Here is a 22,781-nt window from a genome sequence, read left to right on the forward strand (position 1 = left end):
TTATCATGCCGCACAGCGCCGGCACAGGTCTCCCGGCCATGGAAACGTAAGGAAATGTCATGGCGGCCTCCGAATCCACGAAAAAATCCACCACGATCCAACTCATGTCAGATGTTCCCTTCGTCTCCGCTGAAGGCATCGCCCGGCGCGATGCATTGCGCGGACAAACGCTGCTGCAGCCGACGACCTTCGCCCTTTGCGCCGGCGACCGCGTCGCGGTCACCGGGCCGTCAGGTTCGGGCAAGAGCGTGTTTCTGCGCGCCCTCGCCCTGCTCGATCCGCTCGATGCGGGACGCATCATGTGGCACGGCGCGGCGGTCGAGCGCGCCGCCATTCCGCGTTACCGGCGCAACGTCGCGTATATCCGGCAGCGACCCGCGCTGCTCGACGGCAGCGTCGAAGACAACCTGCGTTACCCGTTCGAATTGCGGACCTATCGCGACGTGCGCTTCGATCGCGCGCGTGCTGCAGGCCTCGCCGCTCAGGCCGGCCGCGGCGACGATTTTCTCGACAAGCGCGCGAGCGAGTTGTCCGGCGGAGAAGCGCAGATCACCGCGCTGATTCGCGTTCTGCAACTCGCGCCTGAAGTGCTGCTGCTCGATGAACCCACCGCTTCGCTCGATCCGGAGTCGTCGCACGCGATCGAGGCTTTGGTGCACGCGTGGTTCGCGGCCGAACCCGGCCGGCATGCGTCGATGTGGGTGTCGCACGATCCCGCGCAAGCCGCGCGCATGAGCGAGCGGCACCTCACGATGCGCGCCGGCGTGCTCGACGAATCCCCCGTGACGCCCGCGCACCAGGAGCTCGGCCAATGACATTGCAAAATCTGAGTCTCTGGGACGTCGCGATCGCCGCATTGCTGATCGTGGTGAACGGTGCCGTGTCGGTGGCGCTCAAGCTCGATCTCGAACGCAAGCTCGCGTGGGCGGCGGTACGCACCGTCGTGCAATTGCTGGCGATCGGCTATGTGCTCGGCTGGGTGTTTCGCTATGACCACTGGTTCGTGGTGCTGCCCTTGATGGTCTTGATGACACTGATCGCCGGCTTCGCGGGCGCACAGCGCGGCAGCCGCACCTACGCCGGGCAACGTGCGGACAGCGTGCTGTCGATCTGGGTCAGTTCCTGGTTGGTGGCCGCGGTCGGACTCTTCGTCGTGATCCGCATTCACCCATGGTACGAGCCGCAGTACGCGATTCCGATTCTCGGCATGATCCTCGGCAATACGCTCACCGGCGTGTCGCTCGGCATCGAACGGATGACCGAGGAACTGACCGCGCGGCGCGACCGTGTGGATATGGCGCTCGCACTCGGCGCGACCCGTTGGGAAGCGGCGCAGGCGCCGGCGCGCCAGGCGGTACGCGCGGGCATGATGCCCACCTTGAATCAGATGGCCGTGGTCGGCGTGGTGAGTTTGCCCGGCATGATGACCGGGCAGGTGCTGGCCGGTCAGTCGCCGTTGCAGGCAGTGCGTTATCAGATCGTGATCATGTTCCTGATCGCCGCGGCCTCAGCCCTGGGGACGGTGGGCGCGGTGCTGCTCACGTATCGGCGGCTCTTCTCGGCGGAGCACCGGTTTCTGTCGGCTCGGCTGGTAGAGCGGCCCGCGGCGCAGCGTTGATGGGGCAAACAGTACACGGGGCGACGCGGCTGGCGTCGCCCGTTCGCGGGTTGCCTCATCGGCCGCGCGCGTGAGGTCTGCGCTCATCGCGCAGACCTCACGCGTGGCCTTCAGCGTTTCGCGGTGACCGCCACTTCGGTGCCGTCACTAAGCGTCAGCGTTTTCGTGCTGCCGTTGGTCGGCATCGTAAAACGCAGAATCTGGCTGACTGCCACGCTGTTCGGACACTTGAGCGTTTTGCCGCCGCTCGTCACCGTCTTGACGCCATGCGGGGTCTGCGCCTGGAAGCTCAATTGCACTGACGCGGTGCCGTCACTGCCGACGACCGGCGCAAAACGGATCTGCGTCTGGCGAATCATCGCGCCGTTGGTATCGGTTGGCAGCGACGAGTAATTCGGGCAGCTATCCGTCGCGGGCACGGGGCCGCCTGGGGGCACCGTCTTCCACGTGAAGTCGTCTGATTCGCCGGAGCGGATCGTACGCGTTTCCTGTGAATTGCCGAACTGCTTCGACGTGACACGGACCGTATAGCGGATCGGACCGTCGAGGGCGGACTGCGACGTCACTGTGATCGGCGTGGCTGCGTGAGCTGTCGTCACGAGCATGCCGGGCGCGAGCGCGCATGCGAGAGAAGCAACAACTGAAACGGCGGAGAGTTTGAAGCTGGAGCTCATACTGTCACCTCGTTGTTGTGCCGCTGCGCGCCCGCTCAAGCGCTACTGCCAATGCACCGCCTGACTGGAGCCTGATTCACGCCGAGTTAATACCTGGTAGCACCTGGTTAACACCCAGCTGAGGCCCTGCCAGACGAGCTGCGAGACGCGCAACTGTTTTAGCATGATGCCCCACCAGTCTACCGCCAAGCGGCGCCGTGCGCGCTTCATACGAATCGGGTGTTACCCCGCTTGCGTTGAGGCGTTTTCTGCGGGTGCGACGTGACAGGAACGCCAACCCCAGCTCTGGCTAGAAGCCCGTCAGCACCAGCTTGCCGATCGCGCGCCCCTCTTCGAGCAGTCGATGCGCACGGCGCAGATTGTCGGCGTTGATCGTGCCGAGATTCTGGCCGACCGTCGTGCGCAACGTGCCCGCATCGACGAGACGCGCCACCTCGGTGAGCAGCTTGTGCTGCTCGATCATGTCCGGCGTGCCGAACATCGAACGCGTGAACATGAACTCCCAGTGGAACGCAGCGCTTTTCGCCTTCAGCAGTTCGACAGGCACCGGCTGGCTGTTTTCGACGATCGTGCAGATGCCGCCCTGCGGCTTGACCACTTCGGCGGCTGCTGGGAAATTACTGTCGGTATCGTTGAAGATCAGCACGTAATCGACCTGGTCGATGCCGAGCTTTTTCAACTGCGCGGGCATATGGTCGAAGTGATCGACGATATGATCCGCGCCCAACTCCGTCGCCCACTTCGCCGATTCAGGGCGCGAGGCAGTCGCGATCACTTTGAGTTTCGCGAGTTGCTTGGCCAGCTGAATGCCGATCGAACCCACCCCGCCCGCCCCGCCGATGATCAGCACCGTGCGGCCTTCATCCGCGCCTTGCGGTGACACGCCGAGGCGGTCGAAGAGTGCTTCCCACGCCGTGATCGCGGTCAACGGCAAAGCGGCCGCGTGTGTGAAATCGAGCGACGCCGGCTTGCGCCCGGCAATGCGTTCGTCGACCAGATGGAACTCGCTATTCGCGCCCGGCCGGGTGATGCTGCCCGCATAGAAAACCGGGTCGCCAACTTTGAACAGCGTGACGTCGGGGCCAACCGCCACCACCGTGCCGGCGGCGTCCCAGCCGAGCACCCGCGGCGCTTTCTCGACGGTGTCTTTCGGGGCGCGCACCTTGGTGTCGACCGGATTGACCGAGATGGCTTCCACCTTCACCAGCAGGTCACGGCCGGCGGCTTCGGGTTTGGGAATTTCGACATCGACCAGCGACTCGGCATGATCGATCGGCAAGTAACGATGGAGACCTACAGCTTTCATCACAGCTCCTGTTTTTTCTGATGAGGTTGAGAAACCGGCGATCGGTGCCGACAGCGCCTCGCGCCGTGCAGGGCTATTCGATCGCATTGCCGTCATCCTAAGGCGGTTCTTATTCTCATAAAAGCATCATAATGACTGAAACATCTTTTTGAATTTCAGAAAAATGGACCATCCTGCCGACCCCGTGGAACCCGCCGTCAAGCCCTCGTCCGGCGAACGGGAACGACTCGATCTGCTAGACGTCGCCCTGTTCGTGCGGGCCGCCCTGCTCGCCAACGTGTCGGCGGCCGGCCGCGAATTCGGCCTGTCGGCAGCGGTGGCGAGTTCGCGCATCGCGCAGCTCGAAAGGCTCCTCGGCGCGCGGATGCTGCATCGGACCACCCGTCGGATCAGTCTCACGCAGGACGGCGAAGTGTTCATGACACGCGCTCAGGCGCTGCTCGACGCAGCCGATGCCGCGCGCGCCTCGGTGGGCCGCGCGCAGGCCGAGCCGCAGGGGCGCTTGCGGGTGTCGATGCCATCGTCGTTCGGGCGGCAGCACGTATCGCCAGTAATCAGCGAATTTCTGCGCCGCTATCCCGGCGTGAGCGTCGATCTGCGTCTGACGGATCAGATGGTCGATCTGGTCGATGCGGGTATCGACGTGGCGATCCGTGTCGGCGTGCTCAAGGATTCGTCGCTGGTGGCGCGGCGCCTCGCCGTCAACCGCCGCGTGCTATGCGCGGCGCCCGCTTACCTCGCCGCGCGTGGGGCGCCGCACCATCCTTCGGACCTCGCCCAGCACGAATGCATCATCCTGTCAGACCAGCGCGACTGGGCATTCGTGACGCCCGCCGGACCGCTTACGGTGCGCGTGAGCGGACGCCTCGTCGTCGACAACGGCGAAGTCATTCGCGACGCCCTGCTGGCCGGTTTCGGCGTCGCACTCAAGTCGACCTGGGATGTGGCGCCGTATCTGCGCAGCGGCGAACTGGTCAGCGTGCTCGACACCTATCCGCTCGCGGAGCAAGTGGCGATCTGGGCGGTCTATCCGAGCCGTGCGTTCGTGCCGCCGAAAACGCTCGCGTTCATCGAGTTCCTTGTCGCGCATTTTGGCGATCCGCCTTATTGGGATGTCGAGCCGGGGTGAGCCAAACGCCGAAGCGGCACGGCGCGACGTTTTCCGCGGATCAGCGCTTGCTGGGCCTGCCACCACTTGCTTTGCCATCGGAGTTGACGTCCACGTGCGCATCGTTTTGCGTCTTTTGCTGATACTCGTCACCGCCGCGGCGGTCCGTGTCCTTCAGTCCGCGCTCGATGTCGCGATGCGCCTGCTTGCCGACACGACGCGGAGCGTCTTCATGTTGCGATTCCGGGTCCTGATCGGTTTCATGCGGCAGCGGCGCCGACGCTTCCTCGCGTGAACGCGGAGTCATCTTTGCATGCGGGTCGGCCTGCTTCTCGCCGTCGGACGATTGCGCTGAGGTCTTCATGGTTTGCTCCTTTTTCAGGTTGAATCAGGTCGGCTGGGGCGCGGTCACTCCGCTTCATCCAGACGCTTTCTCATCGCTGCGGTGATGCGTTGACGTGTCTTTGCGTAGTCCGCCCACGGGTCGCGCTCGAGGTCTGCGAGACGCTCATGTACGTTTTCGATGGTCCATTGATCGCCGCTCGTGGTGGTGGCGACTTCATCCCACGAGAGCGGCACTGAAACGCCCAGCCCCGGTCGGGCGCGTGCCGAGAATGCGGCCACCGTACTCGAGCCGCGGTTGTTGCGGAGGTAATCGACAAAGATCTTCTGCTTGCGATTCTGGGCGCCCATCTTCGCGCTGAAGTACTTGGGCAACGTCGTCGCCATATGCTGCGCGACGGCTTGTGAAAACGTCTTCACTTCGTCCCAGCCGGCATGCTTCGCGAGCGGCACCACGACATGGAACCCCTTGCCGCCGCTCGTCTTGCAAAACGAAGTCAGCCCGAGTTCTTCGAGCAGCGAGCGCGTCAGTTGCGCGGCCTCGATCATCCGCTCCCAACCGAGCGATGCGTCCGGGTCGAGATCGAACACCATGCGATCGGGTTTTTCGATGTTCGACACCACAGCATTCCATGTGTGAAATTCGATCGTACCCATCTGGGCGGCGCCGACCAGCGCCTTGAGCGTATCGACGGTAATCAGCGGTGGATGACCAGGATCGAGTCCGGGATGCTGCGTGACGTTAGGAATCGACAGCTTCTGGCTATGCTTCTGGAAAAACAGCTCGCCGCCGATCTCCTCGGGCGCGCGCACCAGCGAGACCGGCCGGTCTTGCAGATGCGGCAGCATCCAGTCGGCGACCGATTCGTAGTAGCGCACGAGATCGATTTTGCGGGTGCCGGTGCTTTTGTCGATGACGCGGTCGGGATGGGATACGCGGACGCCGGCGACTGAGGCCGGTGTTGCAGCGGTTTTTGATTTCGCTGCCGTGGTTTTTGTTGCGGGCGTCTTCACTGCACCTTTTTTAGCGGACTCGGATGCGGCACTCGCAGCGTTCTTTTTCGTCGCGCGCTTCTTCGCCACGGTGTCGGATGCGGTATCGGTTTGCTCCTGCACATCGGCTCCTTTACGGGATGCTTCCCTGACGATCTGCCGCGCCGGGTTGTCATTGCGCAGACTCACGAACGACGCCTGCCGCACGATGCCCTCGCTCGTCCATTCAGCGAAATTGCATTCGCAGACAAGCACCGGTTCGACCCAATGCACCGGCGTTCGGCTGCGCTCGCGCGGTGTGCTGGCGAACGGCATGCGGCTGGTGGCGTGCGCGTCGAGTTCCTTCTTGAGCGAGCGCAGCAACGCCGCATCGAAACCCGTGCCGACACGACCGGCGTATTGCAGTTTGCCTTTCTCGCCGTAGACGCCAAGCAACAACGCACCGAAGGCCGCACGGCTACCCGCCGGCTCCGAATAGCCGCCGATCACGAATTCCTGGCGGCGTCGGCATTTCAATTTGATCCATGCGGACGAACGCCCCGAGGTATAGCCGCTATCGCGCCGTTTGCCGATGATGCCTTCGAGCGCCATGTCGCACGCGCTCTTCAGCAGATCGTCGGCGCTGAACGCGAAGTCGTTCGAGAAGCGCAGTACGCTGTCATCGTGCCCATCCCCCCCTTCCAACAACGCGCGCAGAATCGCGCGGCGTTGCTCGAGTGGCACGTCTCGCAGGTCGTAGCCGTTCAGGAACGGCACGTCGAACAGATAGATGACGATGTCCTGCGGGCGGTCCGCGTCGAATGCGTTTTGCAGCGCCTGAAAACTCGGTACGCCGTTGTCGTCTAGCACCACCGCTTCGCCGTCGAGCCAGGCGCTTTCGATGTCGAGTCGTTCGAACGCCTTCACCTGCTTGCCGAACTTCGCGGTCCAGTCGTTGCCTGCACGCGTGAACACCTTGAGCGTACGGGTCTTTGCGTTTCGATCGATGCGGGTCAACACACGATAGCCGTCGAACTTGATTTCGTATGCCCATTCATCACCGGGTGGCGCGGCGTCGACGAGCGTAGCCAGTTGCGGCTTGAAGGTGGCGGGCAACGCGGCCTTGACCGCGCCTTCAATCGAGGGCGATGCGGCCAGCTCGCGCAGTGACTGTGTGCTGCGGGTCGACACGATGTCGGTTTTTTTCGGGTCGGGACGGCTTGAAGAGCTGGCTTTCGCGCGGTTCCTGCCAGTGATGTTCGAGTTCGATGCTGTTTCTTTGGCACTGGCGACGTTTGCAGTCCTGGCGGCCTTGATTGCAGTCCTCGCTCCGGTCTTGCTTGCGCTCTGGCGTGTGGGCTCGCTCGCAGCCGTTTTTGTCGCGGTTCTCGTGGCCTTTGCGCGCTTGCCCGCCGACCCACTGCCCTCCAGTACGCTGCCAGGGCACTCCTTCAGGACGTCGTAGTCGTTCTGATCGCGTGCTTCCGCGTCGCGCTCCTTGATCAGCAGCCACTGCTCCTTGTCGCCACTGCCGCGCATATGGCTGCGCACCAGCGTCCAGCCACCGTGCAGCTTTTCACCAAAAAGCCGGAATTTAAGCTTGCCCGCCTTGTACGATTCCTCCGCCTCCGCCGCGCCGCCGACAGGGTCCCACGTCCCGCGATCCCACACGATCACGGTTCCCGCGCCGTAGTTGCCAGGCGGGATCTCACCTTCGAAAGAGCCGTATTCGACAGGATGATCTTCGACATGCACCGCGAGCCGCTTCACCGACGGGTCGAGGCTCGGCCCCTTGGGCACCGCCCACGACAATAACGTGCCGTTCAGTTCGAGGCGGAAGTCGTAATGCAAGCGCCGCGCGTCGTGCTCCTGAATCACGTATGACAGCGCCTCGTTCGAGATGCGCGCGGCGCTCTTGCGGCCGGCTTTCTTCCGCGCAGCCGTGCCCGATGGCTCCGGCGTTTCGCCGAAGCGGCGCTTGCGGCTGTAGAGATCGAGCCTGTCGTTCATGGAGATGAACTCGTCGTGGATCGAGCTGGTGCGGTGTTATCGATCAAGCGAGCGATCAGGCGGCCGCACGCCGTTTGCGTGCAGCCGGGGCTGACTTGGCGCTGGCGCCACTGGTCTTGCCACCGCTGCGGCCCGTGGCCGCCGAGCGCACTGCACGCGGCTTCTTGCGGGCTGGCGCGGCTGCTTCGGCTTCGGCATCGTCGCCCTCCTCGTCATCGTCCGCGGCATGCTTGCGCGCGCCCGCCGCCGGCTTGCCTTTGCCGCGACCGAGGCTGCGCTTGAGCAGATCGGACAGATCGAGGATGTCGGCAGATTGACGCGATTCGCGCGGCGCCTCGACCTCGGTGATTTCCTCGGTCTTACCCGCGCGAATCTTTCGGTCGACCAGCGCCATGATGTCATCGTGGAAGGTGTCGTGATACTGCGACGGATCCCACTTGTCACTCATGTCGTTGATCAGCTTTTTCGCCATGTCGAGTTCGCGCGTGGTCACGCCGGCCGCCTTCATTCCTTCCGGCGGCAATTTGAATTCGTCGAAGTCGCGCACCTCGACGGCCCAGCGCAACGTGTTCAACGCCAGCATCGGCCCGACCGGAATAAGTGCCGCGAGATGCTGCTTGTTGTGCAGCACGACACTCGCCACGCCGATCTTGCCCGACGCTTTCATCGCTTCGCGCAGCAGCGCGTACACCTTTTCGCCCTTGCGGTCAGGCGTCAGGAAGTATGGCGTGTCGAGATAGAGAAACGAAATGTCGGGTGCGTCGATGAAGGCGAGGATATCGACCGTCTGGGTCGACTCGGGATTGGCCGCCCGAATCTCGTCGTCGGAGAGGACGACGTACTTGTCCTTTTCGTACTCGAAACCGCGCACGATGTTCTCGCGCGCCACCTCCTTGCCGGTGCGCTTGTTGATCTGCTTATAGCCGATCGGATCGATCGAGCGCTTGTCCAGCAGATTGAAGCCGACTTTCTCTGACTGCGTCGCCGGATACAACTGCACCGGAACGTGGACGAGGCCAAAGCTGATTGCGCCCTTCCAGATCATGTGTGCCATCGTGCGCTCCCCAAGGCCTGAGACCTTTGGTGAAGCAGCAAGCGTGCCACGGTTTTGCGCGCTTTCGCTCGCGCGGCACGGCGGTGGCTGCCACGGTTCTGGGCGCTATTGCCGCCTTGGCGCCGTGCAGGTTGCCGCCGGCATCGGCTGTAAGTCTTGCGTCATGTCGGCAAAAGATACGGCGCTTGTCGGCTCGTCTAACGGTGCTCGGCAAGCGCCGATCTTCAACCACCGCTTGCCGGTTCAAGTTCGATCGGGACCGCAGCGAAGCCGCGAAACCGCACCCGTCCGCCGCGCGTTGGCCCGCCGTCGAGCCGATACGCCGGGAAGCGCTGCACGAAGCGCCCAATGGCGATACGCGCTTCGAGTCGCGCGAGCGACAACCCCGCGCATTGGTGAATGCCGAAGCCGAACGCCAGATGCCGGTTCGGATCACGGCGGATGTCGAAGCGATCCGGCTCCGCGAACTGCTCGGGGTCGCGATTGGCCGCGCCGATGCACAGCGTGACGGGCGTACCGCGCGCCACCGCGACGCCGCCGATCTCCGTGTCGACGGTGGCCATCCGGTTACCCAGTTGATTCGAGCTCTCGAACCGCAAACACTCTTCGACCGCCGACTCTATCAGCGACGGTTCGCGCAGCAACGCGGCGCGCTGCTCCGGCCAGCCGGTGAGCGTAACGAGACCGTTGCCGATCAGATTCGTGGTGGTCTCATGACCGGCGTTCAGGATGAAGATGCAGTTTTGCAGCAGTTCCGCTTCCGACAATTGCTCGCCGCCCTGTTCGCCTTGTTCGCCCTGAATCAGGCGTGTCAGCACGTCATGTTGCGGATCGCCAGGCTCGCGCCTGCGCCGTGCCACCAGATCGCGCAGATAGTCGACAAACTCGCTGACCGCACGGTTGCCCCGTTCGAGCTGCGCCTCGCTCAGCGACGGCTCCAGCGCGCCGAGTATCGCCAGCGACCAGTCGCGCAACGGCTCGCGCTCAGCGTGCGGCACATCCAGCAGATTGCCGATGATCTCGACCGGAATCGTCGACGCGAACTCGCCGATCAGATCGATCCGGCCACGCGCGGCGGCTGCATCGAGCAAACCATCGACGAGGCGGATCAGCCCCGGCTCCATGGCCGCGATCGCGCGCGCCGTCAGCGCGCCGGCGATCAGTTTGCGCACCCGCGTGTGACGCGGCGGATCGTTGAAGACGAGACTGGTGGTGTGGTGGGTGTAGAGCGGCGAGTCGCCGTACTTCGGTTTGAATTCGACGGTCTTGTCGGAACTGAATGTTTTCGGGTCGCGGTAGACCGCCTGCACGTCGCGAAAACGCGTCAGAAACAGCGAGCCGTCCGGCATGCGTTTGATCGGTTCATGGGTGCGCAGCGCGTGGTAGACCGGGTATGGGTCGGCATAGAACGCGGGGCTCAGTTGCCGCAGATCGAAATCGCGTGCGAGGGCGGACGCGTCGCTGACTGTCGCAGGGGGCATTGCTTGTCTCCGTGGTAGTGCGCCTCGTCATGGGTGCCGATACCTTGCCGAGGCTTGCCACGTGCGGGTGTGCTGCGCGCCTTTTGGGCGCGACGGGCTTGGCGGGTTCGATAGGCTGCGAGGCGTCGTTCGAAGCGCCAGTATGACGCGGGCGCCTGATCGTTGCACGGTGGATTGCCCAGATGGTTACGCGATGTGCCAGGCGATGGGCCTCCTGGCCGGTCGTTTGTTTGTCTATTGGCCAATTGCCGCCCGTCGGCTCGAGTGCCGCCCGCGGATACCTGTCGCCCTTTGTCGGCTGCCCCTGCGGGCCGCACGCCGCCGAACCGTTACAATGACGGAATTTTCCGCGCGCCTCGCGCGGCCGCCCTTTTCCGCTTCAATGCGTCGTCCATGAACCTCGTCATCCAAAGCACCGCGCCTCTTTCCGCCGACCACCACAAAACGCTCGTCGCGCTTGCGCGCGGCTCACGCGCCGCTGTCATCGACGCGAACGCGATTCGTATCGCCGACGCGAACGTTGCGCAGCGCGGCGACCTTGAGGTCTATTGCAGCACGCATCAACTGGACTACGCGTTTGTCGAACCCGGCCGCCAGTTGCGTGACTTCGGCCTCGTCGCAATGGATATGGATTCGACGCTGATCACGATCGAATGCATCGACGAAATCGCCGACTTCTGCGGATTGAAAGCGGAAGTCGCCGCGATCACAGAAGCGTCGATGCGCGGCGAAATCAAGGACTTCAATGAGAGCCTGACTCGCCGCGTGGCACTGCTCAAGGGGCTCGACGCCGGCGCGCTCGAACGCGTTTATGAAGAGCGGCTGCAACTCTCGCCGGGCGCCGAACGAATGCTGGCCGGCGCGAAAGCGGCCGGATTGAAAACGCTGCTGGTGTCGGGCGGATTCACGTTCTTTACCGAAAAACTGAAAGCCAGGCTCGGCCTCGATTTCACGCACGCGAACACGCTCGAAATCGTGGATGGAAAGTTGACCGGCGAGGTAATCGGCGAGATCGTCAACGCCGACGTGAAAGCACGCACGTTGCGCGAGACATGCGCCCAACTGGGCATCGAGTCAACCCGCGCGATTGCGATGGGCGATGGGTCGAACGATCTGAAAATGATGGCGGCTGCCGGACTTTCGGTAGCGTTCCGTGCGAAGCCGGTAGTGCGCGAAGCAGCCAGTGTGGCGTTCAACCACGTTGGGCTGGATGGTTTGCTGCGCCTGTTTTGAAGCCGGGTTTGCGCTGGCCGATGCGATGGCGGCCAGCGCTGACAAGAGCATTATTTGTTGAGATAGCTGATCAGGAACACACCTAACACGCTGACCGCAACGGTGCCGTTCACAACGTTAGCCCACTTCACAACACGAGCGAAATTTTCGTCGGATTCCAGAAACGTGAATAGTTTGTGCATGAGTGCCTCCTTAAGCTGATTAGTATAATTGCTGCGTTATCTAAAAAAACTAAATCAGGCGCACGTGTAGGATTGCAAACAGAACTGCGGCGACGGCCGTTGCAAAAATAGAGGCGCCAATTGCTACGGGCGATAACAAACCGGCAACGTCCGGTGTCCGCCGATTGTGAGCTTGCGTGCCCGCCCGGTCATGATGCGCATTGACCAGCGCCGACATGACGATAGTGGAACAGGAAAACGCCACGATGCAGAGTCCGGCGATGGCGAAGGCCAGGATCGGCACCACGCCACTTCCCCGCTCCAGCGCGGTCACCGCCTCATAAACCGCGGCCGCGCACAGCCCGATCGCACACCAGAACAGTTGGCCGTCTTTCACTGATGCGGCGATCAACGCCTTCGCGACGCGCCAGCCGTGCGTGGGTGCGACGAGCGCTAGCGTAAAGATCGGGCCGACAATCGGCACGCCAAGATTCAGTAACATCCAGAAAAATAGATTCATCGAAACTCACCATAGTGCGGCAACCGTTAGTAAAGTGCGCACCATCGTAGCGTCGGGATCCGGCGTCGACCACTCGTCCGAATGGTTAGGCTTACTGGCCATCTTGACAAAACAAAAAGCCCATCGTGAACACGTCACAATGGGCTTTCTCAACCTTCTGCAATCGCCGGCAATCAGCAGCCAGCGCTCAGACGCTCAACTCAGCGCCGTCAGACACTGTTCGATATCCGCGCGCAAATCGGCTTCTTCTTCCAGGCCGATATAGAACCGTACCAGCGTGCCGCGATACGGCCATTGACCTTCCGTGCGCATCGAGGCGACGTCGTACGGCATCGCGAGACTGTGCGCACCGCCCCAGCTCCAGCCGAGCGAAAACAGCTCGAGCGACTCGCAGAACGTGTCGATTTGCGCCGCGCTGTAACGTGCGTCGAACACCACTGAGAACAGTCCGCCGGCGCCGGTAAAGTCGCGCTTGAAAAACTCATGCCCCGGACAGTCGGGCAACGCCGGGTGCAGGACCGCGGCAATTTCCGGACGCGTCTTCAGCCAGTGGGCGAGGCTGAGCGCTGCACGGTCATGCTGTTCGAAACGCAAGCGCATGCTCGGCAGACTGCGCAGAATCAGCGAACAGTCATCCACTGACACACCGATACCCGTGCGCATGCGCGCGGCCTTCAGCTTCAGATGCAAGTCGCGATCGACTGTGATCGTCGCGCCCATCAGCACGTCGCCGCCGCCTGACTGGTACTTGGTCAAGGCCTGCACCGAGATGTCGACGCCGTGGTCGAACGGCCGGAAACCGAGCCCCGCCGACCAGGTATTGTCGATCGCCGTGACGACGTTGCGCGCACGCGCCGCCGCGGCGATGGCGGGCACGTCGGGCACTTCCATCGTGACCGAGCCGGGCGCTTCGAGCCAGATCAAACGCGTATTCGGCTGGATCAGATCCGCGATACCCGCGCCGATCATCGGATCGTAATAGCGCGCGGTGATGCCGAAATCGCGCGCCAGCCAGTCGCCGTGATCGCGGTTCGGCGAGTAGACGTTATCGGGAATCAGCACATCGTCGCCAGTCTTCAAGAGGCCGAAGTACACGTTCGAAATCGACGACAAACCCGACGGCTGCAGCAACGCGTGATTGCCGCCTTCGATGGTGGCAAGCCGCTGCGCCAGCGCGAGCGAAGTCGGCGTGGCGTGCAGGCCATAGCGCCATTGCGCGTCGTTTTTCCAGTCGAGCGCGCGCATCGTCGCGAGATCGGGGAACACGACGGTCGAAGCGCGCGTCACCGGCGTCGAGAAGGATTCGAAGCCCGGCGTAAGCTGGTCTTCGTGACGCACGATGCTAGTTTGCAGGCCGCGTTTGAGTTTGGATTGGGTCATGGTGTAGGTAGATCTTATTCGCCGATTTGCAGGTTGCTCACCCCGCCAACGGCGTGACCACCGCCTGTCGCCGAGGCAGGCGCTGCTGCGCTGCCGGCGGACGCAGCTTTGTTAGCGGCAGCACCGGCGCTCGCTGAAGCAGCCGGCACAGCCTGCCCCGCTGCCAGCGGCTTCAGATCGAATGGCTGCGGGTCGGAATCGTCGACGTTCATCCGGTCGCCCGCCACCGAGCCGTCGGCGGCAAACTTGCCCACCCAGTTGCCGGTAATATGCGTGCCGTCGTTCGACTCCTCGACTTCGAGCGTATCGCCGTCGCGGTCACCCGCGATCAGGATCACCTCGCCGGTGTCGGTGTACTGATACTCGCCGTGCACGCCGGCCGGATCGTCGGTTTTCGCGCCGAGACGCAGCACGATCTGACGCGAACCCAGCATGCCGGCGTAACGCGGAAACTTCGCGAATTCGGGGCTCGGCTTGAGCGGCAACTGAATCGGCGGGGGCGCCGCCAGTTCCTTCACCGCGTCGCTTTCCGCCCATGCCTGCGCGGGCAGCACAGCCCCGGCGCCGACACACAGCAATGCGGCCGCGCTCACTAAACCCCGAAGGAAGTGCCCCTGGAGGACTGCCCAACCGCGCCGGCGCGTCACACCCTTCATCGCTTTGGATTCCTGCATCCGTTCTTTCCTTGTTGCCTGATACTGCTCGATACTCGTTTGCTAGCCGCTTGCTACCGGGCTCAGTTCGGCGGGGCCAGCGCGACGCCTCGCGTGGCGTCACGTTGCCCCGCCTCAGCTTCAGATCCGTTCGAAGATCGCCGCGATGCCCTGCCCGCCGCCGATACACATCGTCACCAGCGCATAGCGGCCGCCAATGCGCTGCAACTCATACAACGCCTTGACGGTAATCAGAGCGCCGGTTGCGCCGATCGGGTGACCGAGCGAAATGCCCGAACCGTTCGGATTGACCTTGGCCGGATCAAGACCGAGCTCCTTGCTGACAGCGCACGCCTGAGCGGCAAACGCTTCGTTCGCTTCGATCACATCGAGATCGGCGACCGTCAGGCCGGCGCGTTCGAGCGCCTTGCGCGTCGCCGGCACCGGGCCGATGCCCATGTAGGCCGGATCGACGCCTGCATGCGCGTACGAAACCAGCCGCGCCAAGGGCTTGATGCCGCGCTTTTCGGCGACGCTGCGTTCCATCAGCACGACCGCCGCGGCGGCGTCGTTGATACCCGAGGCGTTGCCGGCCGTCACCGTGCCGTTTTCCTTGGCGAACACCGGCTTCAACTTGGAGAAGTCTTCGGCCGTTGCGTTCATACGCGTGTGTTCATCCGTATCGAACACGACGTCGCCCTTCTTCGACGGGATCGTGATCGGCAGAATCTGGTCCTTGAAGTAGCCGCTCGTGATCGCGTTGGCCGCACGGCGATGCGATTCGAGCGCGAGCGCATCCTGCGTTTCGCGAGAGATGTCGTACTTGCGGGCGACGTTCTCAGCGGTCACGCCCATATGGATGGACTGGAACGGGTCGTTCAGCGCGCCGACCATCATGTCGACGAGGCGCGCATCGCCCATGCGCTGACCAAAGCGCGCAGCCGGCATGGAATACGGCGCACGGCTCATGTTTTCCGCGCCGCCGCCGATCGCGATGTCGGCGTCGCCGAGCAGCACGCTTTGCGCGGCCGAGACGATGGCCTGCAGGCCCGAGCCGCACAGGCGGTTGACGGTCAACGCGGGCGCATGTTGCGCAACGCCGCCGTTGATCGCGGCCACGCGGGCCAGATACATGTCTTTCGGTTCGGTATGCACGACGTTGCCGAACACCACGTGACCGACTTCGTCGCCCGACACGTTCGCACGCGCCAGCACTTCACGCACGACGCGTGCGCCGAGATCGGTCGGCGGAAAATCCTTCAGACTGCCGCCAAAACCGCCGATCGCCGTACGCACCCCGCTTACCACCACCACGTCTCGTTGCATCGCTCGCTCCTGTTTAGTGTCTCAAGATAATCGTGTCCTGGCAGGCTGCGGCGCGCGCCTCAGAGCGCGTTACTGTCAGCCGGCCAGGATGTGTTCGACCGTCGCGCGCGAAGGGATCGGCGCGACCGCGCCGTAACCTTGCGTGGACAGTGCCGCGGCGACGTTCGCATAACGCGCCGCCTGAAAGGGATCGTCACCCGCGACGATGCGCGCGATGAATGCGCCGCCGAAGCAATCCCCCGCGCCAGTCGCATCGACCGCGTTGACGACGTGGCCCGGCACGACGCGCCGCTCATCCGGCGTGGCGATATACGAACCTTCCTTGCCGAGCTTGAGCGCCACGACACGCGGACCGTGCGACAGCAGAAAGTCGACGATCTCGTCACGGCCGGTCAAGCCGGTGAGCTCGGTTACGTCGTCCCAGCTCGGCAGACAAATGTCGGTGCCACGAATGGCTTCGAGCATCACCGCGCGCGCTCTTGCGAGCGGCCACAGCTTCAAACGCAGATTGGTGTCGAAACTCACGCGTACGCCGTTCGCGCGCGCATGTTCGATCGCCGCCAACGCGGCGTCGCAGGCGCTTAAGCTGATCGCGAGGCTGATGCCGGACAAGTGGATGACTTTGGCCGCAGCGATCGCATCGAGCGGCAAATCGTGCGGCGCGTAGCGGCTCGCAGCCGAACCCGCACGCAGATAGTCGAACGCGTGACCTGCGGGACCGTGCGAGACGAAATAGACGCCGGTGGGCGCGTGCGGATCGACGCGCACGAGCGACGTCTCAACCTGTTCGCGTTCCCACAGATCGATCAGCAGACGCCCGAAATGGTCGCTGCCCACGGCCGACACAAAACCCGTCTTCGCGCCCTGCCTTGCTGCCGCAATACAGAAGTTCGACGTATCGCCGCCGAAGCCTTGCAGATAGTTCGGCTGATCTTTAGCCGACTGGTTGAACTCGATCATCGCCTCGCCGAGCGCGAGGATCTCCGGACGCGGAGGCCGGGTTGCCGGCGTGCCGGCGGTGCTCACCGTCATTGCTTAGACCTCGCCCCACAGATCGTGACCGTCGGCGCCGGTGATCTTTACCGAGACAAAATCGCCGACCTTATAACGCTTGGACGCCTTGGTGGCCGGTGCGATGTACACGACGCCGTCGATCTCGGGCGCATCCGCCGCGGTACGGCCGATGCCGCCGTCGGCATTGATCTCGTCGACGAGTACTTTCAGCGTCTTGCCAACCTTCTTCGCAATCCGTTTGGCCGACACTTCTTCGGCCACTTCCATGAAACGCGCGCGGCGTTCTTCACGCACTTCGTCGGGCAACGCACCGTCGAGTTCGTTGGCGCTCGCGCCTTCGACCGGCGAATAAGCAAAGCAGCCGACCCGATCCAGCTCCGCCTCGCGAATAAAATCGAGCAGCGTCTGGAATTGCTCTTCAGTCTCGCCCGGGAAGCCCGCGATAAACGTGCTGCGGATCGTCAGATCGGGGCACATTTCGCGCCACGCCTTCACGCGTTCCATCACTTTCTCGGCGTTGGCCGGACGCTTCATGCGCTTCAACACTTCCGGATGCGCGTGCTGGAACGGCACATCCAGATACGGCAGCACGTGGCCTTTGAACGGACCTTCGGCCATCATCGGAATGACTTCGTCGACGCTCGGATACGGATACACGTAATGCAAACGGACCCATGCGCCGTATTGCGCCGCGAGTTCGCCGAGCGCGCCGACCAGATCGGTCATGCGCGTCTTGATCGGCTTGCCGTTCCAGAAGCCGGTGCGGTATTTCACGTCGACGCCGTATGCGCTCGTGTCCTGCGAAATCACGAGCAGTTCTTTCACGCCGGATTTGAAGAGGTTCTCCGCCTCGAGCATCACGTCGGCGACCGGGCGCGACACGAGGTCGCCGCGCATCGACGGGATGATGCAGAACGTGCAGCGGTGGTTGCAGCCTTCGGAAATCTTGAGGTAGGCGTAGTGACGCGGCGTGAGCTTCACGCCGGCAGCCGGCACCAGATCGATGAACGGATCGTGCGGCTTCGGCAGATGATTGTGCACCGCCTGCATCACTTCGCCCAGCGCGTGCGGACCGGTCACGGCCAGCACCTTCGGATGCACTTCTTCGATCAGATTCGAGCCGCTCGCGCTCTGCTTGGCGCCGAGACAGCCCGTGACGATCACCTTGCCGTTTTCGCTGAGCGCTTCGCCGATCGCGTCGAGGCTTTCCTGCACCGCTTCGTCGATGAAGCCGCACGTGTTGACGACGACGAGGTCCGCGCCGTCGTACGTGCCGGAGATCTCGTAGCCCTCGGCGCGCAGCTGCGTGATGATCTGCTCGGAATCGACAAGCGCTTTAGGACAGCCGAGGCTGACGAAACCGACCTTCGGAGTCGAAGGGGTCGGCACGGCGGGGGAAATGGTCTGCGACATAGGATGGGTCCGGCGTATAGCGGTGACGATGGCGACAAATGGGGACGGTGCGGCAAGGCCAAGGGCCAATGGTCAGTCAGACCACGGCCCGGACAGCGTCCCGCGCACGCAACCCTTTATTGTACCGCGCCGGCGACCGTGCAGTCGGCCACGTAGCGGGGCGTTGCCGGATCGGCCGCGTATTGGTGCGCCGGCATCGGGATCAAGCCATGGAGTGCCTGGGCGCGTTCGATTACGTCAAGAATGTCGCGCGAATCATGCAGGCGCCGGATGGCTGTATGCAGCTCGGCAGCCTGTGGCCACGTCCGTTTGAGATAGCTGAGCCACATTTTGACGCGCCCGTGTTCATGGCGGGCCGCGACGCGGGCCTGCAACTTTTTCAGATAATCGGCAAGCAAGCCGAGCACGGCCGGCCATTCCTCGCCGGAAGCCGTCTGCTCCATCAGCCCGCGTATGCGCAATGCCAGGAAAGGATCCGATACGGCGCCCCGCCCGATCATTACATCCGCGCAACCGCTAACGGCCCGGCACCGCTCCCAGTCGGCAACCGTCCAGACTTCTCCGTTGGCGGTGACCGGCACGTCCACGGCGTCGTCGATACGCGCGATCCACTCCCAGTGGGCCGGCGGCCGGTAGCCGTGGTCGCGCGTTCTGGCATGCACGACGAGCGAGGCCGCGCCGCCTTCCGCCAGCGCCGTGGCGCAGTCGATCGCAAGCGATGTATCGGACACGCCGAGCCGCATTTTTGCCGTCACGGCAATGCCGCCAGGCACGGCGGCGCGAACGGCAGAAACAATCCGGTTCAGTTGTTCAGGATGCGCGAGCAGCATCGCGCCGCCACCGTGCCGGTTGACGACTTTGGCTGGACAGCCGAAGTTCAGATCGAGTCCATGCGGCGACAGGCTGGCGGCCTGGGCCGCATTCAGTGCCATCCATTCAGGATCGCTACCAAGAAGTTGGATCACCATCGGCGTGCCGCCGGGTGTGCGTCCTCCGTGGAGGACTTCGGGTGTATCCCGCTCGTAGACACGCTCGGGAAGCACCGAACCCGTCACCCGGACGAATTCGGAGACACACCCGTCGAATCCTCCCGTGCTGGTCAGCACGTCGCGCAATACGTAGTCCGCGAGCCCTTCCATGGGCGCAAGAAACAGCTGGCTCATGTGGGAACGACGCCTAAGCTGCTTCTGCGAATCGTACGGTCAGCCAAAGCTGACAAATCCGGCCTTCGGAATCGAAAGCGTGGGGATGGTAGGGAAACGGGTCTGTGACATAGGTGGGGCTGGGATACAGCGGTGGCGACGGCGACAAATGGGACGCTGCGCCGCGGCCTGAGGGGTAACGGGATCAAAAAGATCACGAAGACCACACCCTGCAACAGCACCAGCGCACGCAACCCGTAATTGTACCGCGCCCGTCCGCTTGCGCCCGGCACGCAGGCCGCCGTGGCCCACCCGCCGCCTCATCGAGCGACGGGCACACCACTCCTGCACCGTTGTTTGGCCATGGGGCCGACGCGTAAAGACCCAGTCGCCGCGTCGGCGTCGCGCCGTTACTTCTTCTCCGGCTCCGGATTGGTTTGCGGCGTAGCCGGCGTGGCCGGTCCGCCTGCCGCATTCACCGGTCCACCTGGCGTGAACGGGAAGGTCGCGAACATCGATTTCGCCTGATTCTGCATCTGCTCCTGCATCTGCACGAACATGTTCTTCGACTGTTCGATGTAGCTGGTCATCATGCCCTGCATCATGGGCGCCTGCATGTTCATGAATTGCGACCAGACTTCGGGGTTCATCGCCTTGCCTTCGTACAGATTCTTCGACTGGTCGGCGAGCTTCGCCTGAATGTCGATGAAGGCCTGGATGTTCTTCTCCAGATACGTGCCCATCATGCCCTGCATGGCATGGCCGTAGAAACGGATGATCTGCGACAGCATCGAAGACGAGAACATCGGCAGGCCGCCGCTCTCCTCTTCGAGAATGATCTGCAACAGGATGGCGCGCGTCAGGTCCTCGTTGCTCTTCGCATCGATGACCTTGAAATCCTCCTGATCCAGCACGAGCTGCTTAACGTCCGTCAGCGTGATGTACGTGCTTGTCTCGGTATCGTAGAGCCGGCGATTCGGATACTTCTTGATCAGTCGTTCGGCTGTTTTCTTTGTAGTAGTGGTCATGTAACGCCTTTGAGCGCGAGTTGAGCGCGGAAACGGCGTCATGCCGGCGCACAATCGGGCAATTGTGCAACCGGGACGCCGCCGGAACCATCTGAGTCGAAGCGCGCTGCCTTGTGAGCGGCGCGCCGGTGACTCAGCCCATATGCAAACCACCGTTCAGCGAAAAATCCGCGCCCGTGGAGAAACCCGATTCGTCCGAGGCGAGCCATGCCACGATCGAGCCGATTTCCTGCGGCTGACCGAGACGGCGCACCGGGATCGTCGCAACGATCTTTTCCAGCACGTCCGGGCGGATCGACTTGACCATATCGGTGCCGATGTAGCCAGGCGACACGGTGTTGACCGTCACGCCCTTGGTGGCCACTTCCTGCGCCAGCGACATCGTGAAGCCGTGAATACCGGCCTTCGCGGTCGAGTAGTTGGTCTGGCCGAACTGCCCCTTCTGGCCGTTCACCGACGAAATGTTAATGACTCGCCCGAAGCCGCGCTCGACCATCCCGTCGATCACCTGCTTCGTGACGTTGAAGAGGCTGGTCAGGTTGGTGTCGATCACCGCCGTCCAGTCTTCGTGCGTCATCTTGCGGAACACGACGTCGCGCGTGATACCGGCGTTGTTCACCAGCACGTCGATCTCACCGACTTCGGCCTTGACCTTGTCGAACGCCGCCTTGGTGGATTCCCAATCGCCGACATTGCCTTCGGACGCAATGAAATCGTAGCCGAGTGCCTTCTGCTCTTCGAGCCACTTCACGCGGCGCGGCGAGTTCGGGCCGCAGCCGGCGACCACCTTGAAGCCCTCTTTGTGCAGACGCTGGCAAATGCTTGTGCCGATGCCACCCATCCCGCCCGTTACGTACGCAATTCGCTGTGTCATAAACTACACTCCGTTTTTCGTTTTCGAGGTGCCGACCGGCTACCTCTTCCCTCGCCTGTGCTTCATCTCCGCTGCCGCCGGGCGACCGGCCGACGAGGCCATTGCTCACCGCGCGCTACCTGCTGCAATGTGGCGCGCGGCAACCCTGCTTACCGCCTGCTAAAACCTGTCCGAGCCTGCCTTGAGACCTCAAGACCTGAAGGTCTATCAAGCGCGTTCGAGCGCCAGCGCCACGCCCATGCCGCCGCCGATACACAGCGACGCCAGACCCTTCTTCGCATCGCGCTTCTGCATTTCATGGATCAGCGTGACGAGAATCCGGGCGCCGGACGCACCGATCGGATGGCCGATCGCGATCGCGCCACCGTTCACGTTGATCTTCGACGTGTCCCAGCCCATTTGCTGATTCACGGCGCACGCCTGTGCGGCAAACGCTTCGTTGATTTCCATCAGGTCCAGATCGGCCGGCGTCCAGCCCGCGCGTTCGAGACAACGGCGCGAGGCCGGCACCGGGCCCATGCCCATCACCTTCGGATCCAGACCCGAGGTGGCGTACGCCTTGATGCGCGCGAGCGGCGTGAGGCCGAGCGCCTCGGCCTTCTTCGCCGACATCACCAGCACCGCCGCCGCGCCGTCGTTCAGACCCGACGCATTGGCCGCTGTCACTGAGCCTTCCTTCGAGAATGCCGGCTTCAGACCCGCCAGCGATTCAGCCGTCACGCCGTGACGTACGAATTCGTCGGTTGCGAAACGCAGCGGCTCACCCTTGCGTTGCGGAATTTCGACCGGCACGATTTCGTCGTTGAAACGGCCCGCCTTCTGCGCGGCTTCCGCCTTGTTCTGCGACAGCGCCGCGAACGCATCCTGCTGCTCGCGCGTGATGCCGTATTCCTTGGCGACGTTTTCTGCCGTCACGCCCATGTGATACTGGTTATAGACGTCCCATAGGCCGTCGACGATCATCGAGTCGATCAGCTTGGCGTCGCCCATGCGGAAACCGTCGCGCGAGCCCGGCAGCACGTGCGGCGCGGCGCTCATGTTTTCCTGACCACCGGCGATCACGATGTCCGCATCACCCGCGATGATCGCGTTGGCCGCCAGCATCACGGACTTCAGGCCCGAGCCGCACACCACGTTGATCGTCATGCCGGGCACCGCGGTGGGCAGCCCTGCCTTGATCAGCGACTGACGCGCCGGGTTCTGACCCGAGCCTGCCGTCAGCACCTGCCCCAGAATGACTTCGCTGACCTGCTCAGGCTTCAGACCAGACCGTTCGAGCACAGCGCGAATCACGGTAGCGCCGAGTTCGGGCGCGGCGATCTTCGCCAGCGACCCACCGAATTTGCCAACTGCCGTACGGGCGGCCGATACGATCACAACATCAGTCATTTCCATATCCTCCGGGACATCGGCTAAATACGCCGCTGCCCGTCAAGTTAAAAATCTTGTTGCCAATGCGCCCTTGCGTCTAT

General features: G+C 63.2%; 21 protein-coding genes. 4 read left to right on the top strand and 17 right to left on the bottom strand.

Annotation, left to right across the window (positions count from 1 at the left end; all coding sequences use genetic code 11):
* The first annotated feature begins 104 nt into the window (after positions 1 to 104).
* On the top strand, positions 105 to 815 hold the full coding sequence (locus KHO30_RS16770; protein ID WP_200621597.1) for an ABC transporter ATP-binding protein: 711 nt from the start codon (positions 105 to 107) through the stop codon (positions 813 to 815).
* Positions 812 to 1,618 carry an ABC transporter permease gene (locus KHO30_RS16775; protein WP_093632671.1) on the top strand — a complete coding sequence of 269 codons (807 nt, stop codon included), beginning with the start codon at positions 812 to 814 and terminating at the stop codon, positions 1,616 to 1,618. Before KHO30_RS16770 ends, KHO30_RS16775 begins: the two co-directional genes overlap by 4 nt.
* Positions 1,619 to 1,728: 110 nt before the next feature.
* Here the strand turns inward: KHO30_RS16775 and KHO30_RS16780 are convergent, their stop codons facing one another.
* Entirely contained in the window at positions 1,729 to 2,292 is a 564-nt protein-coding gene (locus KHO30_RS16780) for a DUF6013 family protein (protein WP_093632670.1), read from the bottom strand.
* A 289-nt stretch (positions 2,293 to 2,581) separates the two neighbouring features.
* A complete protein-coding gene (locus tag KHO30_RS16785; RefSeq protein ID WP_200621599.1) occupies positions 2,582 to 3,598 on the bottom strand; it encodes a zinc-binding alcohol dehydrogenase family protein in 1,017 nt (338 codons plus the stop codon).
* 163 nt (positions 3,599 to 3,761) lie between these two features.
* Here KHO30_RS16785 and KHO30_RS16790 point away from each other — a divergent pair, with 163 nt between their 5' ends.
* On the top strand, positions 3,762 to 4,727 hold the full coding sequence (locus KHO30_RS16790) for a LysR family transcriptional regulator (RefSeq protein WP_211701627.1): 966 nt from the start codon (positions 3,762 to 3,764) through the stop codon (positions 4,725 to 4,727).
* A gap of 40 nt (positions 4,728 to 4,767) precedes the next feature.
* Here the strand turns inward: KHO30_RS16790 and KHO30_RS16795 are convergent, their stop codons facing one another.
* The 4 genes from KHO30_RS16795 to KHO30_RS16810 form a co-directional block, all read right to left on the bottom strand.
* Positions 4,768 to 5,070 carry a hypothetical protein gene (locus tag KHO30_RS16795; protein ID WP_093632667.1) on the bottom strand — a complete coding sequence of 101 codons (303 nt, stop codon included), beginning with the start codon at positions 5,068 to 5,070 and terminating at the stop codon, positions 4,768 to 4,770.
* A 44-nt stretch (positions 5,071 to 5,114) separates the two neighbouring features.
* A complete protein-coding gene (gene ligD / locus KHO30_RS16800) occupies positions 5,115 to 8,030 on the bottom strand; it encodes a DNA ligase D (RefSeq protein ID WP_211701628.1) in 2,916 nt (971 codons plus the stop codon).
* A 55-nt stretch (positions 8,031 to 8,085) separates the two neighbouring features.
* On the bottom strand, positions 8,086 to 9,084 hold the full coding sequence (gene ku / locus KHO30_RS16805) for a non-homologous end joining protein Ku (RefSeq protein ID WP_093632665.1): 999 nt from the start codon (positions 9,082 to 9,084) through the stop codon (positions 8,086 to 8,088).
* Positions 9,085 to 9,308: 224 nt separating this feature from the next.
* Positions 9,309 to 10,565: a cytochrome P450 gene (locus KHO30_RS16810; RefSeq protein ID WP_211701629.1), complete on the bottom strand. Its 1,257-nt coding sequence runs from the start codon at positions 10,563 to 10,565 to the stop codon at positions 9,309 to 9,311.
* Between the two features lie 393 nt (positions 10,566 to 10,958).
* Between KHO30_RS16810 and serB the strand changes: the two genes are divergently transcribed.
* Positions 10,959 to 11,798: a phosphoserine phosphatase SerB gene (gene serB, locus KHO30_RS16815; protein ID WP_211701630.1), complete on the top strand. Its 840-nt coding sequence runs from the start codon at positions 10,959 to 10,961 to the stop codon at positions 11,796 to 11,798.
* A 50-nt stretch (positions 11,799 to 11,848) separates the two neighbouring features.
* On the opposite strand, the gene KHO30_RS39565 is transcribed toward serB, so the two are convergent.
* The 11 genes from KHO30_RS39565 to KHO30_RS16865 form a co-directional block, all read right to left on the bottom strand.
* Positions 11,849 to 11,980 (bottom strand): hypothetical protein, encoded by a 132-nt coding sequence (locus tag KHO30_RS39565; RefSeq protein ID WP_266210658.1) that lies wholly within the window; start codon positions 11,978 to 11,980, stop codon positions 11,849 to 11,851.
* 49 nt (positions 11,981 to 12,029) lie between these two features.
* Positions 12,030 to 12,479: a hypothetical protein gene (locus KHO30_RS16820; RefSeq protein WP_200621604.1), complete on the bottom strand. Its 450-nt coding sequence runs from the start codon at positions 12,477 to 12,479 to the stop codon at positions 12,030 to 12,032.
* A 195-nt stretch (positions 12,480 to 12,674) separates the two neighbouring features.
* Entirely contained in the window at positions 12,675 to 13,859 is a 1,185-nt protein-coding gene (locus KHO30_RS16825) for a cystathionine beta-lyase (RefSeq protein WP_211701631.1), read from the bottom strand.
* Between the two features lie 14 nt (positions 13,860 to 13,873).
* Complete coding sequence (locus KHO30_RS16830) at positions 13,874 to 14,533, bottom strand: hypothetical protein (protein ID WP_211701632.1); 660 nt, start codon at positions 14,531 to 14,533, stop codon at positions 13,874 to 13,876.
* A gap of 120 nt (positions 14,534 to 14,653) precedes the next feature.
* Positions 14,654 to 15,838 carry a beta-ketothiolase BktB gene (bktB, locus tag KHO30_RS16835; RefSeq protein ID WP_211701633.1) on the bottom strand — a complete coding sequence of 395 codons (1,185 nt, stop codon included), beginning with the start codon at positions 15,836 to 15,838 and terminating at the stop codon, positions 14,654 to 14,656.
* Positions 15,839 to 15,913: 75 nt separating this feature from the next.
* Positions 15,914 to 16,870: a sugar kinase gene (locus tag KHO30_RS16840; RefSeq protein WP_211701634.1), complete on the bottom strand. Its 957-nt coding sequence runs from the start codon at positions 16,868 to 16,870 to the stop codon at positions 15,914 to 15,916.
* A 3-nt stretch (positions 16,871 to 16,873) separates the two neighbouring features.
* Positions 16,874 to 18,265, bottom strand: a complete 1,392-nt coding sequence (rimO, locus tag KHO30_RS16845) for a 30S ribosomal protein S12 methylthiotransferase RimO (protein WP_054039491.1) — start codon at positions 18,263 to 18,265, stop codon at positions 16,874 to 16,876.
* Positions 18,266 to 18,381: 116 nt separating this feature from the next.
* Entirely contained in the window at positions 18,382 to 19,428 is a 1,047-nt protein-coding gene (locus tag KHO30_RS16850) for a tRNA dihydrouridine synthase (protein ID WP_211701635.1), read from the bottom strand.
* Between the two features lie 389 nt (positions 19,429 to 19,817).
* Positions 19,818 to 20,435 carry a polyhydroxyalkanoate synthesis repressor PhaR gene (phaR, locus tag KHO30_RS16855; protein ID WP_054039487.1) on the bottom strand — a complete coding sequence of 206 codons (618 nt, stop codon included), beginning with the start codon at positions 20,433 to 20,435 and terminating at the stop codon, positions 19,818 to 19,820.
* Between the two features lie 133 nt (positions 20,436 to 20,568).
* The gene (locus KHO30_RS16860; protein ID WP_054039485.1) at positions 20,569 to 21,309 is read right to left on the bottom strand and encodes a 3-ketoacyl-ACP reductase; all 741 of its coding nucleotides are present in this window, start codon (positions 21,307 to 21,309) and stop codon (positions 20,569 to 20,571) included.
* Between the two features lie 207 nt (positions 21,310 to 21,516).
* Positions 21,517 to 22,698, bottom strand: a complete 1,182-nt coding sequence (locus KHO30_RS16865; RefSeq protein WP_200564516.1) for an acetyl-CoA C-acetyltransferase — start codon at positions 22,696 to 22,698, stop codon at positions 21,517 to 21,519.
* Positions 22,699 to 22,781 lie beyond the last annotated feature (83 nt).

This window comes from Paraburkholderia aspalathi, from assembly GCF_905220735.1.
Classification (GTDB): domain Bacteria; phylum Pseudomonadota; class Gammaproteobacteria; order Burkholderiales; family Burkholderiaceae; genus Paraburkholderia; species Paraburkholderia aspalathi.

Coding starts and splice junctions, on each gene's coding strand:
- KHO30_RS16770 (WP_200621597.1), top strand. CDS start 105: ATGTCAGATGTTCCCTTCGTCTCCGCTGAAGGCATCGCCCGGCGCGAT.
- KHO30_RS16775 (WP_093632671.1), top strand. CDS start 812: ATGACATTGCAAAATCTGAGTCTCTGGGACGTCGCGATCGCCGCATTG.
- KHO30_RS16780 (WP_093632670.1), bottom strand. CDS start 2,292: ATGAGCTCCAGCTTCAAACTCTCCGCCGTTTCAGTTGTTGCTTCTCTC.
- KHO30_RS16785 (WP_200621599.1), bottom strand. CDS start 3,598: ATGAAAGCTGTAGGTCTCCATCGTTACTTGCCGATCGATCATGCCGAG.
- KHO30_RS16790 (WP_211701627.1), top strand. CDS start 3,762: ATGGACCATCCTGCCGACCCCGTGGAACCCGCCGTCAAGCCCTCGTCC.
- KHO30_RS16795 (WP_093632667.1), bottom strand. CDS start 5,070: ATGAAGACCTCAGCGCAATCGTCCGACGGCGAGAAGCAGGCCGACCCG.
- ligD (WP_211701628.1), bottom strand. CDS start 8,030: ATGAACGACAGGCTCGATCTCTACAGCCGCAAGCGCCGCTTCGGCGAA.
- ku (WP_093632665.1), bottom strand. CDS start 9,084: ATGGCACACATGATCTGGAAGGGCGCAATCAGCTTTGGCCTCGTCCAC.
- KHO30_RS16810 (WP_211701629.1), bottom strand. CDS start 10,565: ATGCCCCCTGCGACAGTCAGCGACGCGTCCGCCCTCGCACGCGATTTC.
- serB (WP_211701630.1), top strand. CDS start 10,959: ATGAACCTCGTCATCCAAAGCACCGCGCCTCTTTCCGCCGACCACCAC.
- KHO30_RS39565 (WP_266210658.1), bottom strand. CDS start 11,980: ATGCACAAACTATTCACGTTTCTGGAATCCGACGAAAATTTCGCTCGT.
- KHO30_RS16820 (WP_200621604.1), bottom strand. CDS start 12,479: ATGAATCTATTTTTCTGGATGTTACTGAATCTTGGCGTGCCGATTGTC.
- KHO30_RS16825 (WP_211701631.1), bottom strand. CDS start 13,859: ATGACCCAATCCAAACTCAAACGCGGCCTGCAAACTAGCATCGTGCGT.
- KHO30_RS16830 (WP_211701632.1), bottom strand. CDS start 14,533: ATGCAGGAATCCAAAGCGATGAAGGGTGTGACGCGCCGGCGCGGTTGG.
- bktB (WP_211701633.1), bottom strand. CDS start 15,838: ATGCAACGAGACGTGGTGGTGGTAAGCGGGGTGCGTACGGCGATCGGC.
- KHO30_RS16840 (WP_211701634.1), bottom strand. CDS start 16,870: ATGACGGTGAGCACCGCCGGCACGCCGGCAACCCGGCCTCCGCGTCCG.
- rimO (WP_054039491.1), bottom strand. CDS start 18,265: ATGTCGCAGACCATTTCCCCCGCCGTGCCGACCCCTTCGACTCCGAAG.
- KHO30_RS16850 (WP_211701635.1), bottom strand. CDS start 19,428: ATGAGCCAGCTGTTTCTTGCGCCCATGGAAGGGCTCGCGGACTACGTA.
- phaR (WP_054039487.1), bottom strand. CDS start 20,435: ATGACCACTACTACAAAGAAAACAGCCGAACGACTGATCAAGAAGTAT.
- KHO30_RS16860 (WP_054039485.1), bottom strand. CDS start 21,309: ATGACACAGCGAATTGCGTACGTAACGGGCGGGATGGGTGGCATCGGC.
- KHO30_RS16865 (WP_200564516.1), bottom strand. CDS start 22,698: ATGACTGATGTTGTGATCGTATCGGCCGCCCGTACGGCAGTTGGCAAA.